Source organism: Spirosoma aerophilum, assembly GCF_054782495.1.
Map to the genome: position 1 here is coordinate 1993939 of NZ_BAAGSJ010000013.1, position 16105 is coordinate 2010043.

The window sequence follows — 16105 nt, forward strand, 5'->3', positions numbered from 1 at the left end:
CGATGACTACTAAAAACGTAGTATACACAAATCCTTCCTCCTCCCCTACGGCTGTAAGCCCGAATACGATACCAGGCAGTGTAAAGAAGTCAACGACGAAAAAACCATCTCAAAAACCGGATTGGTTACTTATATGGGTGAGCGTTTTGTTTCTGCTTACACTGATTATCGTATGGTTGGTTGATTTTCCAGCGCTTCTGCGTTAACCAGGTTACGGGATTCGTGTTGTCCAACCTCCTAAACACCGGCAACGCAAAAAAGCCTATCTGATCGAATTCCCCACAGGCACATTGACGACTAGATCCTACGGTTTGTACCTGCGCCTGTTACCGCCCTGTCCTGCATATCCTGCGTTAAATAAAGGCTTCAAAAAAGCTTCATAAGTCACTATATACCTAAGTCAACACACTATTTGTTATTTGCGGTTTAATTTTTGACTTATTCCGGGACGCCCCTCCTCTATTCTAATTTCTCTAATGGAATTCTAATATTTTTCTAAGCTTATCCTTAAGTCAGCATGCCTATTTACGGTCGGTAAAAACGCAACTGTTCGCAAACCGTACAGTCGTTTACCGGGAAGGCTATCCTTTATCCAGCCACCTTATCTCCATGCGTTATTATTCAGGAATATTGGCCGTGTTCACCAGCGTCCTACTAACCAGTTGCTCGACTCAAAAAGAAGAGAAGCAGGAGGAATCGACTCCGGCCCTCCCCGTCATTCAGTTAACCCACCAGGACGCAACGCTCAGCCATGACTATGCCAGCGAGCTGGAGGCCGTTCAGAATGTGGAAGTCCGCGCCAGAGTAGCGGGTTATCTGGATAAGATCTTAGTGGACGAAGGTCAACCCGTTCACAAGGGGCAGCTTCTGTTTCAGCTCAACGGTACCGAGTACCAGGTTGAAGTCGATCGGGCGCAGGCTAGTCTGGAAAGCGCCGAAGCTGAGGCTCAGTCGGTCGAAGTAGAGATGGAGCGGGTAAAACTCCTGGTGGATAAAAACGTCATATCACCCTCTGAGTCCAAACTTGCCAAAGCAAAAATGGCGACGGCCAGAGCGAACATCGACGGAGCTAAAGCCGCGCTGAACAAGGCCCGCTTTCATGTGTCTCTCACCAGCATTCGCGCGCCCTTCGACGGTGTTATCAACCGGTTACCCTTTAAGCAGGGGAGCTTGATTGAACAAGGGGCCCTGCTGACCACCATTTCCAATCTTCAGGAGATGTATGCCTACTTCAATGTATCGGAGAAAGAATACCTGTCCTTTATCAAGAAACGGCGCGACCCCGACAAAACCACCGTTCGGGAGGTAGAGCTACTGCTGGCCGACGACTCCCCCTATCCCTACAAAGGCAAGATAGAAACTACCGAGACCGTCTTTGAAGGGAACTCGGGCACCATTGCCTTCCGGGCCAGTTTCCCGAACCCTGCCCGCCTTCTCCGGCATGGAGCCACGGGTAAAATACGCCTGAGTAACGACGTGGATGATGCCGTTCTGGTACCTCAGAAAGCCGTCTTCGAAGTGCAGGATAAAAACTTTGTCTATGTCGTGGATGCCCGCAATCAGGTTAAAAGTAGAAGCTTCGTACCCAGCAGCCGGGTCAATCAGTTCTATATCGTTCAGTCGGGCCTTAAACCGGGTGACCGGATCGTGTACGAAGGCATTCAGAGTCTGAAAGACGGCATGACGATCGTTCCGAAAGCACTGCCTACCAAGAGTCTGCAGGCGTTATACGCATCGGCTCAGTAATAAAGAATCTTTCTTTTTTCGGGAGACAAGTCCCTGATCCTCCGCCCTCATTAGACTGCTAAAGTTATGTTCAATACCTTCATAAAAAGGCCTTTATTATCCACCGTCATATCGGTCCTGATCGTGTTGCTGGGTTTACTGGCCCTGACCAGTCTGCCGGTTACGCAGTTCCCCGATATTGTTCCTCCGTCCGTAACGGTAACGACGAAATATACCGGAGCCAGTGCCGATGTGGCCGTAAAAGCGGTAGCCACCCCGCTCGAACGCGCCATCAACGGGGTGCCCAACATGACCTACATGACCTCTATGTCGGGCAATGATGGCACCACCCTTATTCAAGTGTTTTTCAAAGTCGGAACAGACCCCGATCTGGCAGCCGTTAACGTCCAGAACCGGGTATCAACCGTGATTGATCAGCTTCCCGAAGAGGTCATCAAGGCTGGGGTTATAACCGAAAAAGAGGTGAACAGTATGCTGCTCTACCTCAACATCGTCAGCGACGACCCGAAGGTGGACGAAAAGTTCATCTATAACTTCGCCGACATCAACGTGCTGGCCGAACTCAAGCGTATCGACGGGGTTGGCTTTGCCGCCATTATGGGTAACCGGGATTATTCCATGCGCGTATGGCTCAAACCCGACCGTATGACGGCCTATGATATTTCGGCCGATGAAGTCATTGCCGGTATCCGTAAGCAAAACGTAGAAGCCGCCCCCGGAAAAGCGGGCGAAAGTGCGGATCAGGCCCCCCAGCAACTCCAGTATGTACTACGCTATACCGGTAAATTCTTTGAACCGGCCCAGTACGAAAACATCGTGCTGCGGGCTAATGCCGACGGCTCGCTGCTGCGCCTGAAAGATGTGGCCAATGTGGAATTCGGCTCCCTCAGTTACGGCGTTTTATCCAAAAACGACGGTCGCCCCTCGGCGGCTATCATGCTCAAGCAGCGGCCCGGCTCCAACGCCAGCGATGTGATTTCCAATGTAAAGACGCGCATGGCCGAGTTAAAGGAGAGCTCCTTTCCTTCGGGTATGACCTACAATTATGCGTATGACGTATCCCGGTTTCTGGATGCCTCCATTCACGAAGTGATTCGCACGCTGATTGAAGCCTTCATCCTGGTGTTCATCATCGTATTCATCTTTTTGCAGGACTGGCGCTCCACCCTGATCTGCGCCCTGGCCGTGCCGGTATCGCTGGTGGGCACGTTTGCCTTCATGAGCATGATCGGCTTTTCCATTAACCTGCTCACACTGTTCGCGCTGGTGCTGGCCATTGGTATTGTGGTCGATAATGCCATCGTTGTGGTGGAGGCTGTTCACGCCAAGATGGAAGAAGAAGGCCTGACGCCCCGAGCCGCCACCTTCGCGGCTATGGGCGATATTGCCGGCGCTATCGTAGCAATAACCTTAGTGATGTCGGCGGTTTTTGTTCCGGTTGCGTTCATGTCGGGCCCGGTAGGAATATTCTACCGGCAGTTTTCGCTCACGTTGGCCATTTCCATTGTTATTTCCGGCGTCAACGCCTTAACGCTTACACCCGCCCTGTGCGCCATTATGCTCCGACCTATGCACGGTGAGAAAAAAGGACTACTCGGTCGTTTCTTCACCAAATTCAACCGGGGTTACGAGTCGCTGGCGAATTGGTATCAGGGCTTGCTGCGCCGGGTCGTTAGCCGGGGGATCATTACGTGGGGGTTGTTGCTCCTGTTTATACTCGCTACCTGGGGCATCAGCACCATTCTGCCGGGCGGCTTTATCCCGACGGAAGATCAGGGCATGCTTTACGTAAACGTAACGACTCCCGTTGGCGCTACGGTCAGCCGTACCGAGAAAGTGCTGGACGAGATCGAAGCAATAGCCTCCCAACAGGAATCCGTTGACAATATATCCACGCTGGCTGGTTTCAGCCTGCTGACCGATGGCGCGGGAGCATCATATGGTATGGCCATGATCAACCTGAAGCCCTGGGAAGAACGAAAGGAGTCGATGCAGGAGTTGATTGCCACGCTGGAGGAAAAAACGAAAGGCGTAACCGACGCCAGTATCCAGTTTTTCCCGCCCCCTACGGTTCCCGGCTTCGGTAATTCGAGCGGTTTTGAATTGCGAATGCTGGACAAGGGACGCAGCGATGACTTGAACAAAACGGCTAAAGTAGCCCAGGACTTTATCGAAGCGCTCAAAAAACGCCCTGAAATCGGCAATGCCTTTACCAGCTTTGACCCGACCTTCCCGCAGTATCTGCTACACGTCGATCAGGAGAAAGCTGCCCAGAAGGGTGTTTCCATCGACAATGCCATGAGCACGCTGCAAACCCTGATGGGCAGTTACTATGCCTCCAATTTTATCCGCTTTGGGCAATTGTACAAAGTGATGGTACAGGCAGACCCCAGCTACCGGACCAAACCCGACGATGTGCTCAATATGCGCGTCAAAAACGATCAGGGCGAAATGGTACCCTATGCCAACTTCGTCAGCCTGGAACGTGTATATGGTCCGGAGCAGCTCACCCGCTACAACATGTATACCTCGGCGATGATTAACGGAGATGCCGCACCGGGCTACAGCAGTGGCGATGTGATACGGGCCATTGAAGAGGTTGCCGCCAAAGAACTACCAAAGGGCTTCGGGTATGAATGGTCGGGTATGACGCGGGAGGAAGTGAAGTCGGGTAACCAGGCGCTGTATATTTTTGCGATCTGTCTGGTGTTTGTGTATCTGCTGCTGGTTGCCCAGTACGAAAGTCTGTTCCTGCCCCTGCCTGTGCTCTTATCCCTGCCCACGGGTGTGTTCGGTTCGTTCGCCTTTCTGCAGTTGGCGGGCCTTCAAAATAATATTTATGCGCAGGTAGCCCTGGTCATGCTCATCGGTCTGCTCGGCAAGAACGCCATCCTGATCGTAGAATTTGCCAATCAACGCCAGAAAGAAGGCTTATCTATTATTGATGCGGCTCTGGAAGGGGCGGTTTCCCGATTACGACCGATCCTGATGACCTCGTTCGCGTTTATTGCCGGTCTGGTCCCGTTGTGTATGGCATCGGGTGCCGGGGCGTTGGGCAACCGCTCCATCGGTACGGCAGCGGCTGGTGGTATGCTGACCGGTACCCTCTTCGGGCTGGTGCTTATTCCCGGTCTCTATGTCATTTTTGCCAAACTAGCTGACCGGTTTAAATCGCGGAAGCCTGACGATACGGATGAGCCTACCGCCCATCATCCAAAAGAATCCCAGGCTAGTGCGCCCCAGGCTAGTGCGCCCCAAACTGATCTTGTTCCTGTGTCCACCCAAACCCATGTTAATGGAAACGTCATTCATTCATAAATTAAGTCGTTACAGTTGTTATTTTTTCGCTGGTTTACTCCTGTTAAGCAGTTGTCAGGTGCCCCGGCCAATGCTTCAGCCAGACAAGCTCAGCGTGCCAACTACGTTTGCGGGCGCATCGGATTCTGTCGGCATTGCCAGCAGGAACTGGCGTTCGTTCTTCGACGACCCGAATCTGGTGCGTCTTATCGACACAGCCATGGTCGGCAATCTGGATTTGCGAATCGCTACGCAACGGATCGAAATGGCCAGAGCTTCGTTTGAGTACAGCCGGGGCTTTCTGGCTCCACAGGTCAACGCTGTGGCATCAGCGGGAGTAGACCGGTATGGCCGAACAACGATGAACGGCGTGGGCAATTTTGACACGAACCTGTCTGAAAACATCCGGGGTAATCAGGTGATCCCAAACCCAACGCCCGATTTCTTTCTGGGAGCCCGCAGCTCATGGGAAGTCGATATATGGGGAAAACTCCGCAACCGGCGAAAGGCGGCCTATGTCCGGTTCCTGGCCTCAGAGAAAGGCCGACACGCCGTACTGACGGCCCTGGTTGCCGAAATAGCCCGTTATTATTATTCGCTGCTGGCGCTGGATGGCGAACAGGAAATTATTCAGAAGAACATTGCCCTTCAGCAAAATGCGCTTACACTGGTTCGGGTTCAGAAACAGGCCGGGCGGGTTACGGAACTGGCCGTTCAGCAATTTACAGCCCAGCTGCTCAACACCCGCAGCCGCCTGAGCCGAAATCGACAGCAGATCATCGAGACCGAAAATCAGCTGAACCGACTGTTGGGCCGCTTTCCGCAGCCTATCGTCCGGGGCAAGTCACTGCAGGACCGAACCCTGCCGGGCCAGGTGCTGACGGGTGTTCCCGCCCAGATGCTCGCGCGCCGACCCGACATTCGCCAGGCAGAACTAGAGTTACAGGCAGCCAATATTAATGTCGAGGCTGTTCGAGCGGAGTTTCTACCGAGTTTAAATCTGTCCGCGTATGTAGGCTTAAATTCGTTTCGGGCCGCTTCGCTCTTCGATCCGGCGTCTATTGCCGCTGGTATATTGGGTGGTCTGGCCGGACCGGTCATCAACCGCCGTTTTATAAAGGCCAATTACCGGCAATCGGAAGCCCAGAGTCGGGAAGCCTTCTATCAGTATCAGCAAACTGTTCTAACCGGTTTCAGCGAGGTGCTTACCAGCTTGCGGGGCGTAGAGAACTACAGAAATGTGGTTGAACTGCAGGAACAGGAAGTTGATGTGCTGGAAAATGCGGTGTCAACATCCAACGACCTCTTTTCCGGCGGCTATGCATCTTATCTGGAAGTGATTACGGCGCAGCGCAGCGTGCTGGAAGCGGAACTGGCCCTCATCAGCACCAAGCAGGCTCAGTTTTTATCGCTAACCGACCTCTACCGGGCCTTAGGTGGCGGCTGGGAGTAATTTTATAAACCAATAAGGTTTCAAAAACCTTATTGGTTTGAGGCAGACGAGCCCTTCTACCCCTCAAAGTCAATAATTTTCATCGACCAGTCAGACATCCTACTAAATTGATTACAGCAGGATGTCTGTCTCCTGAAAAGCTTACTTTCAATCAAAAAGCTTATCTGTAACGTTATTTCTATAAATTCGATAGTAGAAATAGCCGTATTATGAGAATTCTGATCGTAGAAGATGAAGTCAAAACGGTTCAAAGTATTAAGCAAGGGCTTGAAGAACACCAGTGGGAAGTCGATATAGCGTATGACGGCGCCATGGGATTTCAGCTGGCGACCCGGTCATCGTATGCCCTCATTATATCCGATATTATTTTGCCCGGCATGAATGGCCTTGAGCTTTGCCGGAAGCTGCGGGAGGCCGGTATTGCCACGCCTATCCTCATGCTGACGGCCCTGGGGACAACAGACGATAAGATTGTCGGACTCGACGCCGGAGCAGACGATTACCTGGTCAAACCCTTTGAGTTTCGCGAGCTGATGGCGCGCGTCAGAGCGTTGACTCGCCGGAACAGCGGACAGGTGCAAACGGCTAATCTGCTCAAAATTGCTGACCTTGAATTAGACCCGGACACCATAAAAGTAGTACGGGCGGGAAAAGAAATCTCATTGACAGCCAAGGAGTTTCAATTACTCGAATACTTTTTGCGTCATCAGGGGCGGGTGATCTCCAAAGTGGAACTGGCGGAGAAACTATGGGATCTGACGTTCGACACGGGCACGAACATCATTGAAGTGTACATCAATTTCCTCCGCAAAAAGATAGATAAGGACTTTGATCCTAAATTGCTCCACACGCAGATTGGTATGGGCTATGTGCTAAAGATCCTGGTATAATGATCAACATTCGAACCCGGCTCACGTACCAATTTGTCTTTCTGGTCACCCTCATTCTGCTGTTGTTCTCGTTCGGTGTTTATTTCTTCAGCAAACTTTACCTCGAAAAACGTTTCTTCAAGCGGCTTCAGGACCGGGCCATTACCACAACGACCCTCCTGTTCGATTTGAAACAAACCGACAGCACCGTGCTGCGGCTCATTGACGCCGACGTGAAAGAGCCGGTTCTCAACGAAAACATTTCGGTTTATAACGAGACCACGAAAGAGGTTCTCTTCTCCACCAATCCAGCCAACACACAATTTCACCAGCAATTCATACCGCTGCTCGACTCAACGGCCCAAACACTATACCTGCGTCGGGATGAGTACCAGATCGTTGCCATTCACCTGAACACCGGGCCGAGCAGTAACTGGGTAATTGTGAGCGGCATTGACAAACCCGGCGAAGAAGCGCTCGACGACCTCAGGAAAATTCTGATGGTTATGATTCTGGCGGCTATCCTGCTCCTTGGCGTTTCGGGTTGGCTTTTTGCCGATCGGGCGCTGGCCCCCATGTCGGGCATCATACAGCAAGTCAATACCATTTTTCCTGACAATGTCGAAAAACGGGTTGAACACCCGAATCGATCCGACGAGATCGGCTTGCTGGTGACGACCTTTAATCAGCTGCTCGACCGCATCGAACAGGCCCTTCACACCCAGAAAATGTTTATCGCCAACGTCTCGCATGAGCTAAAGAATCCGCTCACCAAGATCAACTCGCAGATCGACGTGGCGCTTATTCAGAAACGCGATCCGGAGGTTTACCAGCGAACGCTGCAATCGCTGCAGGAAGATGCCCGTGCCCTGACCCAGCTTACCAACACCCTGCTGGATCTGGCCAATACGTCCATTCAGTCGAATACAATGTCATTTGAGCCGGTTCGTATGGATGAGCTTATCTGGGAAACAAAGACGCAGTTGCAGGCCTGGCACGATGACTACGTGATCAACCTCACGTTCACCGATTTTCCGGATAATGAAGATGCCCTGATTACCCAGGGAAACCGAGCCTCACTCCAGGTATTACTGATGAATCTAATCGACAATGCCTGCAAGTTTTCGCCCACCAAAACGGCAAACGTTGACTTTCATTCGACGGGGGGCCACATTATCCTTTCCGTTTTCAATGAAGGGCCTCAGATCCCTGCTACCGACCTGCCCTTTATTTTTCAGCCTTTCTTTCGGGGTAATGCCACATCGCAGTCGAGCAAAGGGCATGGTGTTGGGCTGGCCGTTGTGTCGCAGATCGTTCAACTTCATCAAGGCACCATCGCCGTGAAATCAACGCCCGCAGGAACCACCTTTACCCTGACCCTTTTCAATATCACCCCATTTTAAGGTAAATTTAAGGTGAGCTTAAGTCGTGCTTAAGTTCCATATTGTTGTTTTGTCAGTTATAGAATAAACAAAATTGATGGAATCACAAGTAACGAACGCCAAACAGGGTATGGTGAACATGACGATCGGGGCTTTGATCGGCATCCTTGCCCTGCTGACGTACCTATTCATTGGCTCTCGTAACGAAACGCTGGAAGTTCAGAAATTGCTAACGGCCAAAGTAGAGCAGTTTGCCACCACTAAAATCAAGCTTGACTCGATTTCGGACGTACTGGACAAGAAGATCGTGGAAGTACGCCAGCTCGGCGGCAACGTTCTGGAACTGGAGCGGATCAAGCGACAACTCGAGAAAGACAAGAAAAAGCTGCAAAACGATATGGCCTTTTCCATGCAGCAATACACGTTGAAAATTCGGGATTATACTGATTTTCTGACGCAGAACGAAGTTAGCATCCGTAAATTAAGGGCGGAAAATGGCTCACTATTAAGTCAGGCTCGTGCCCTTGAAAAGGAAAAGCAGAACATTCTCAGTGAAAATGAAGGCTTGAAAAACGAGAAGGCAGCCTTAGCCCAAACACTGGTTAATTACTCCATTCAAAACGCTGACCTGCAGGACAAGGTAACGCTGGCGTCGGCGATGAAAGCGGTAAATGTCGCCGTGACGGCGGTTGCTTCCAATGGTAAAGAACGCCGGGGCGGTACCTACAAAGCCTCGCGCATCGACCGGTTAAAAATATCGTTTATCCTACCTTCCAACCCGGTCGCACTGACCAACAACAAAGAGATTTTTGTGCGCATACTCGATGCCAACGGCGCTGTTGTCAGCGAAAGCGGCATTGGTGGCGTTCTGGTATTTGAGGGCAAAGAGATTGGCTACAGCATCCGGCAATCCGTTCCCTTTGAAAACAACGACCAGCGGGTCGACATCTTTTTTCGCCGGGAAGCTTCCTACAGACCCGGCACGTACACCGTTGAATTATACACGGAAGGCTTCAGAATTGGTAACGGCAATTTCGAAGTGAAGTAGTCCGTTACGAATGCCCTCTTTGCGCCCACCCCTCCTAGAAACAGTTTACTTATGTCAACGTTAAAAAAAATCACGGCACTGATCCAATCCGACCTGCACCTTATTGTGACAACAGTACGTCAGGCCGGGGGGGGTCTATTTGATAAATACCGGAAATTTCCCGTAGCCTACGCCACTCTCGGCTACTTGTTTTTCACGATGGCTTTTTGCTACTACCCCATGGTGGGTCACTGGCTGACGGGGTTTGTGATGATGAGCCTTCCGCTGGCTATACCCTGCGGACTATTGGCTTGTATTTACCTGCTCTATAAACAGCAGATGATTGTTGGTACGGCGGGGCTGATCTGGGTTTTGTTCTCGTTTTTTGTTATGAAACGGCTGGTCGGCACCAATGATGGCACGCTGGATATGAGCAAAGCCCAGGCGTTGAAAGTACTGAGCTTCAACAGCGAAACCTTTCCCACAAATAGCCAGAATGGCTTTGATGCCTCGCCCTTGAAAGCGGATATTGCCTGCTTTCAGGAGTACTCGCCCAACCGTCAGGTGGAGCATCAGTATGCGGCTAAAATTGAGAAGTTGACCTGTTTCGACGAAGACCGCGAAATAGGGCTAGCCTTGTTTTCCCAATACCCGATCGTGAACCAGTATACGCGGCTGTGGAGCAAACCCAATCATCCTGAAATCAACGGGTATATCTGCGCTGACATTGCCTACGGAGCCGACACCATCCGGGTTGTCAACGTGCATTTATGGTCGATGGGAGTGCGAACCAATCAGGCAGTAGCAGCTTTGAAAGCCGGTGATCTGGGCCGGTTTTCGCTTGAGCTGATCGACACCTTTCACCGACTGAAAGAAGGCTTCGAAAATAGGAATGCCCAGTTGGAAGAAGTGGAGTCGTATGTTGTGGGGAGCCGATACCCGGTCATTATATGCGGAGACTTCAACGAGACGCCCATTGGCTACTCGTATGGAAAGCTAAGTCAAAATTTCAGAAATGCCTTTGAAGAAGCAGGTCATGGGCTCGGGTTCACGCTGAACCGTCACCCGTATTGGGTACGCATCGACCAGCAATTTGTCAGCAGCGACTGGGCCATCCAAACCTGCCAGACGCTCTCCGGCATTTCCTTTTCCGACCACTTCCCGGTAGTGGCCGAGTATGTGCTGAAAAAATCAGCCACCCAGCCAGCAAATCCCAATGTACTGGCATTACATAAAGCCGGTAACCCGTAGCCTCTACACCAGGTAACAGGCCATCCCGTTACGCACAAGGCACCGGAATTACAAGGTTATAAAAGGCTACCCGCTAGCCAGTTATACCTCCGTAATTCCGGTGCCTTGCGCGTTAACGAGATGGCCTGATGCTTTAACATCGAATAAATCGCTGCTCCTACCCCCGACGCAATAAGAATAACCATATACATTCATGATATTTTTAAATAAAAAGCAAACGCCGTAGAATTTATCAATAATCAAGTATTTCTATAGAATAAAATATTGCTTTTGCCAATTATGAGGTATTTTTGCGGATTCAATTAAAAACGTATTAAAAACTGTTTATTGGTAACACTTCATGAGAAAACTTTTCTTGGGTAGCTGGGTAATGACACTCCTTTTTTGTCTACCAGTACTGGCGCAGGATGTTACGGTCGGTGGCCGCGTTACCTCCTCTGAGGACGGGTCAGGCTTACCGGGGGTGAGCGTTCAGCTCAAAGGCACAACACGCGGTACCACTACCGATGCCGAGGGGAACTACAAACTAAATGCGCCGTCAACGGGTCGGCTGGTCTTTAGTTTCATCGGATACACCTCGCAGGAGATTGCGATTGGCAACCAATCGACCATTCCCGTTAATCTGGTACCCGATGCCGCTAATCTGGATGAGGTTATCGTGACGACGTTCGGTACCGCCAAGCGGGCCTCTTTTACCGGATCGGCGGGTACACTGTCGCCCACCCAGATTCAAAACCGGGGAGTCAGTAACGTAGCGCAGGCACTTTCCGGTGCGGTTTCGGGGGTTCAGACAACGGCAGGCACCGGGCAACCGGGCGCGGCCCCCGAAATTCGGATTCGGGGTTTCGGGTCGATCTCATCCGGCAACGATCCGCTTTATGTGGTGGATGGCATTCCCTACTCGGGCAACATCGCCAACATTAACCCGAATGACATCGAAAGTGTATCGGTCCTGAAAGATGCGGCTTCTACGGCATTGTATGGCGCACGGGCAGCCAATGGTGTCGTCGTTGTGACAACGAAAAAAGGGCAGAAAGATCGAAGTACCATCAATGTGCGGTATACGCAGGGCTTCAGTAGCCGGGGCTTGCCCGAATATGACCGGGTTGGCGTTGGTGAATATTATCCGCTGATGTGGGAAATGTATCGAAACAGCATCGCTTACCGGGCCACTAACCCCGTTGCGCTGGCTACCGCCAATGCCGACGCCACCAATCAATTAGGCCGATTGGTCGGCTATAACGTCTATAACGTGCCGGCCAACCAGCTGGTCAACACCGATGGGCAGTTCAACCAGAACGCCCAACTCCTGTATTCGCCCGATGATCTGAACTGGGAGAAGCCTATTACGCGACAGGGGAACCGGAGTGAGCTGAACGTAAGCTTTGCCGGTGGGCAAAAAAACTCCGATTATTTTGTGTCACTGGGCTACCTCAATGACAAAGGGTATCTGATCCGCTCCGACTTCGAACGCTTCACGGGCCGTATCAATATCAACTCGCAGATGAAACCCTGGTTTCGGGTGGGCGCCAACCTGTCGACGACCATATCAAAGTCGAATCAGGCCGATGCGGATGGCAGCACAAACTTTGTGAATCCGTTCTTTTTCTCACGGAACATCGGGCCGATCTATCCGGTCTATGCCTACGACCCGAACAACGCCGGTCAGTTTCTAACGCTGCCGAACGGCCAGCGACGCTGGGATTACGGCAACCTGACCGCCCTTGGTCTACCCGCCCGACCCCAGTTTGGCGGTCGCCATTCGGTAGCCGAAACGCTGCTGAATCAAAATTACCTGCGCCGGAACGTATTGGGGGCACGGGGTTTTGCCGAAGTGTCGTTTTTGAAAGATTTCAAATTCTCGGTCAACGTAGGTACGGACATTACCAACTCGAACTTTTTCACCTACGGCAACCCCGAGGTGGGTGACGGCGCTCCGGCGGGCCGCGCCAACCATCAGTTCCAGAACATTACCAGCTTTAACCTCAATCAGCTGCTGAACTACAACAAGTCGTTTGGGAAGAATACGGTCGATGTACTGCTGGGTCACGAGAATTTCAGCATCAACGACAACAACCTGGAAGGCTCGCGTTCGCAGCAGATTGTGGATGGCAACTACGAGTTAGGCAACTTCACCACCACCACCTTCCTGTCGTCGGTGTACAACACGCGTCGGGTAGAGGGCTACTTCTCCCGCATCAACTACGATTACGACCAGAAGTACTTTCTCTCTGCTTCGGTTCGGCGCGATGGGTCGAGTAAATTTTACCGGGATTCCCGCTGGGGCACCTTCTACTCCGTGAGTGGCGCCTGGCGTCTCGACCAGGAGGATTTCCTGCGGTCGATCCCGACCATCAACTCCCTGAAACTGCGGGCTTCATATGGCCAGACAGGCAATGATGGCGGAGGAAATACCGCAGCATTTGCTCAGGACAATACCATCAGTTACTACGCCTGGCAGCCCCTTTTTGGCCTGGGCATATGGAATAACGCATCCGAAGCGGGTATTCTGCAAACGAGCCTCGGCAACCAGAACCTGGCCTGGGAATCGAGTAACTCGTTCGATGCGGCTCTGGAGTTCAGCCTGTTCAAAGGGCGCGTTTCCGGTACGCTCGAATACTTCGATCGCCGATCGGCTAACCTGATCTTCGCCGTTCCTTTACCCTTGTCGGATGGCATTGCTACCGTTACCCGGAACATCGGCACGATGTATAACCGCGGTATGGAAGTAGAGTTGGGCATTGAACCCATCCGGGCAAAGGATTTCACCTGGCGTATCGACCTGAACGCCACGCGAGTAAAAAACCGGATCACAAAAATGCCGGACGAAAATCCCGAAATAATTGACGGTACGAAGAAACTGGCCGTTGGCCGGTCCATTTACGATTACTGGCTGCGCGAGTACAAGGGTGTAAACCCAACAACGGGCGAAGCGCAATACCGGGCAGCCAACTTTGTGGCGGCAAACTCCTACGTTACGGAAGCTGGCGACACACTGACGACCAGCGTGAACAACGCCCGGTATCATTACAACGGCTCGTCAATTCCGGCGGTGTCGGGTGGTTTTACGAATACCTTCCGTTATAAAGGAATCAGCCTTTCGGCACTGACGGTGTATCAGCTGGGTGGCAAAACCTACGATGCCGCCTACGCAGCCCTGATGAGTTCGGGTGGTTATGGCAGCGCTAAATCAGTTGATATCCTGAACCGCTGGCGGAACCCAGGCGACATTACCAACGTGCCCCGGATGGACGCCGGCCGAACGTCCGATTTTGATGCCGCATCGGACCGCTGGCTCACGAGTGCCAGTTACCTGAACCTGCGGACGATAACGCTTTCGTATGCCATCCCCGCTACGCTGTCGCGGAGGGCTTTTCTGGAAAACGCGCAGGTGTACATCACCGGCGAAAATTTCCTGATTCTGTCTAATCGGAAGGGCATGAACGTTCAGCAGACTTTTACGGGAGTTACCAGCAACGTATTCAGCCCAGCCAAGAGTATTATCCTGGGTGTTTCATTTACGCTTTAAGTTTTAGTCACTTCATGAAAACAAGATATTTAACCCTAGTACTCGCCTTGGGCCTGCTGACGACAGCCTGCGATAAAGAATATCTGGAAACAGCACCTACCAGCAGTATCGATGCCGGGGCGGCCTATTCGACCACAAAAAATGCAGCCAGCGCTATCAATGGTATTTACCGGGCCATGGTTGTCCGGTACCTGAGTTCGCAGGGACATTTCGGGCACCCGGCCATGATGATCATCATCGACGCACTGGGCGAAGATCTGGTGTTGAGCAACACGTCAAACACCTGGCATCTGCCCGAGCAGCGCTGGCAGGCCCACCGCTCAGAGACATCGGCTGGCGACCAACTTCCCTATGAGTTATACTACCGGCTGATTGGTAACGCCAACATCGGCATTGCCAACATCGATAAGGCTGCGGGCACCCAGGCAGAGCGGAATCAGATCAAAGGGGAAGCGCTGGGTATTCGGGCGTTTTCTTATTTTAACCTGGTGCAGCTTTACGGGAAGCGGTACGATGCCGCAGCCAAACCCAACAGCCAGCCAGGGGTGCCGCTGGTATTGACGCCCACAACCGAAGGCCTGCCCCGCGCCACCGTGGAGGAGGTGTACACGCAGATCAACAAAGACCTGACCGAAGCCGCGACCCTGCTTACGTCGACCCGCTCGTTCAAGTCACACATCAACCTGGAGGTGATAAAAGGCTTTCAGGCGCGGGTGGCGCTCACGCAACAGAACTGGACGGATGCCGCCAAGTTTGCGGCCGAAGCGCGTAAGGGCTTCTCACTGATGACCGTTGCGCAGTATCAGGAAGGGTTCTCGGACATCGGCAACCCCGAGTGGATGTGGGGGTTCGATCATGTTGAAGATCAGACGGAATATTTCGGGGCGTTCCACTCCTATATGTCCAGCAATTACAACTCCACGAACATCCGGGTAACGCCAAAAGCCATCAACAGCCTGCTGTATGACCAGATTCCAGCCACCGACGTACGGGCAAAAATGTGGGTTAAAACCCCAACCACAACGAATTCAATTGTGCCGACGGGTGGGGTGCGGGTGCCGTATATGAACCAGAAATTCCGGTTACCCGGCACGCCATCGACCAGCGCAATGGGCGATATTCCGTACATGCGGGTTGCCGAAATGCACCTGATCGAAGCTGAAGCCCAGGCCCGGCTGGGCAACGCTACCGCTGCGGCCAGCGTGTTGTTTGAACTGGTGAATAAGCGAGACCCTTCGTACACGCTATCGACAAAGACTGGCACTCAGTTGATCGACGAGATACTGTTCAACCGGCGTATTGAACTGTGGGGCGAAGGTTTCCGATTCACAGATCTTAAGCGCATGAACATGGCCCTCAACCGAAACGGTACATCCAATATCAGCTCGGCGGTGGCTGTTCTCTTCGATGTAGCCCCCGGCGATGTGCAATGGGAGTTTCTGATTCCCCGTCGGGAACTGAATGCCAACAAGGCCATTGTGCAGAACCCCCTTTAAAACCCTTCGCTATTATGCCAATGCCCCTGATCGGATTTCCGGTCCGGGGCATTGG

Annotated in this window: 9 protein-coding genes; all 9 read left to right on the plus strand. The window is 52.2% G+C overall.

Annotated elements, in window-relative coordinates; all coding sequences use genetic code 11:
- Nucleotides 1-609 precede the first annotated feature (609 nt).
- The 9 genes from ACYVK4_RS19665 to ACYVK4_RS19705 all read left to right on the plus strand — a co-directional run bounded on the left by ACYVK4_RS19665 (nucleotide 610) and on the right by ACYVK4_RS19705 (nucleotide 16050).
- A complete protein-coding gene (locus ACYVK4_RS19665; RefSeq protein WP_461129231.1) occupies nucleotides 610-1746 on the plus strand; it encodes an efflux RND transporter periplasmic adaptor subunit in 1137 nt (378 codons plus the stop codon).
- 66 nt (nucleotides 1747-1812) lie between these two features.
- Nucleotides 1813-5064, plus strand: a complete 3252-nt coding sequence (locus ACYVK4_RS19670) for an efflux RND transporter permease subunit (protein ID WP_461129232.1) — start codon at nucleotides 1813-1815, stop codon at nucleotides 5062-5064.
- Complete coding sequence (locus tag ACYVK4_RS19675; protein WP_461129233.1) at nucleotides 5042-6496, plus strand: TolC family protein; 1455 nt, start codon at nucleotides 5042-5044, stop codon at nucleotides 6494-6496. Before ACYVK4_RS19670 ends, ACYVK4_RS19675 begins: the two co-directional genes overlap by 23 nt.
- A gap of 209 nt (nucleotides 6497-6705) precedes the next feature.
- On the plus strand, nucleotides 6706-7386 hold the full coding sequence (locus ACYVK4_RS19680; protein WP_461129234.1) for a response regulator transcription factor: 681 nt from the start codon (nucleotides 6706-6708) through the stop codon (nucleotides 7384-7386).
- A complete protein-coding gene (locus ACYVK4_RS19685) occupies nucleotides 7386-8768 on the plus strand; it encodes a sensor histidine kinase (RefSeq protein WP_461129235.1) in 1383 nt (460 codons plus the stop codon). Before ACYVK4_RS19680 ends, ACYVK4_RS19685 begins: the two co-directional genes overlap by 1 nt.
- 76 nt (nucleotides 8769-8844) lie before the next feature.
- Nucleotides 8845-9795 (plus strand): hypothetical protein, encoded by a 951-nt coding sequence (locus ACYVK4_RS19690; RefSeq protein ID WP_461129236.1) that lies wholly within the window; start codon nucleotides 8845-8847, stop codon nucleotides 9793-9795.
- Between the two features lie 51 nt (nucleotides 9796-9846).
- Nucleotides 9847-11025 carry an endonuclease/exonuclease/phosphatase family protein gene (locus ACYVK4_RS19695; protein ID WP_461129237.1) on the plus strand — a complete coding sequence of 393 codons (1179 nt, stop codon included), beginning with the start codon at nucleotides 9847-9849 and terminating at the stop codon, nucleotides 11023-11025.
- 340 nt (nucleotides 11026-11365) lie between these two features.
- Complete coding sequence (locus ACYVK4_RS19700) at nucleotides 11366-14554, plus strand: SusC/RagA family TonB-linked outer membrane protein (RefSeq protein ID WP_461129238.1); 3189 nt, start codon at nucleotides 11366-11368, stop codon at nucleotides 14552-14554.
- 14 nt (nucleotides 14555-14568) lie between these two features.
- A complete protein-coding gene (locus ACYVK4_RS19705; RefSeq protein WP_461129239.1) occupies nucleotides 14569-16050 on the plus strand; it encodes a RagB/SusD family nutrient uptake outer membrane protein in 1482 nt (493 codons plus the stop codon).
- Nucleotides 16051-16105: the final 55 nt, after the last annotated feature.

What these genes read in the sequence shown, in the direction of transcription:
- ACYVK4_RS19695 (WP_461129237.1), top strand. Translation starts at nt 9,847, where the DNA reads ATGTCAACGTTAAAAAAAATCACGGCACTGATCCAATCCGACCTGCAC.
- ACYVK4_RS19685 (WP_461129235.1), top strand. Translation starts at nt 7,386, where the DNA reads ATGATCAACATTCGAACCCGGCTCACGTACCAATTTGTCTTTCTGGTC.
- ACYVK4_RS19665 (WP_461129231.1), top strand. Translation starts at nt 610, where the DNA reads ATGCGTTATTATTCAGGAATATTGGCCGTGTTCACCAGCGTCCTACTA.
- ACYVK4_RS19690 (WP_461129236.1), top strand. Translation starts at nt 8,845, where the DNA reads ATGGAATCACAAGTAACGAACGCCAAACAGGGTATGGTGAACATGACG.
- ACYVK4_RS19700 (WP_461129238.1), top strand. Translation starts at nt 11,366, where the DNA reads ATGAGAAAACTTTTCTTGGGTAGCTGGGTAATGACACTCCTTTTTTGT.
- ACYVK4_RS19675 (WP_461129233.1), top strand. Translation starts at nt 5,042, where the DNA reads ATGGAAACGTCATTCATTCATAAATTAAGTCGTTACAGTTGTTATTTT.
- ACYVK4_RS19680 (WP_461129234.1), top strand. Translation starts at nt 6,706, where the DNA reads ATGAGAATTCTGATCGTAGAAGATGAAGTCAAAACGGTTCAAAGTATT.
- ACYVK4_RS19670 (WP_461129232.1), top strand. Translation starts at nt 1,813, where the DNA reads ATGTTCAATACCTTCATAAAAAGGCCTTTATTATCCACCGTCATATCG.
- ACYVK4_RS19705 (WP_461129239.1), top strand. Translation starts at nt 14,569, where the DNA reads ATGAAAACAAGATATTTAACCCTAGTACTCGCCTTGGGCCTGCTGACG.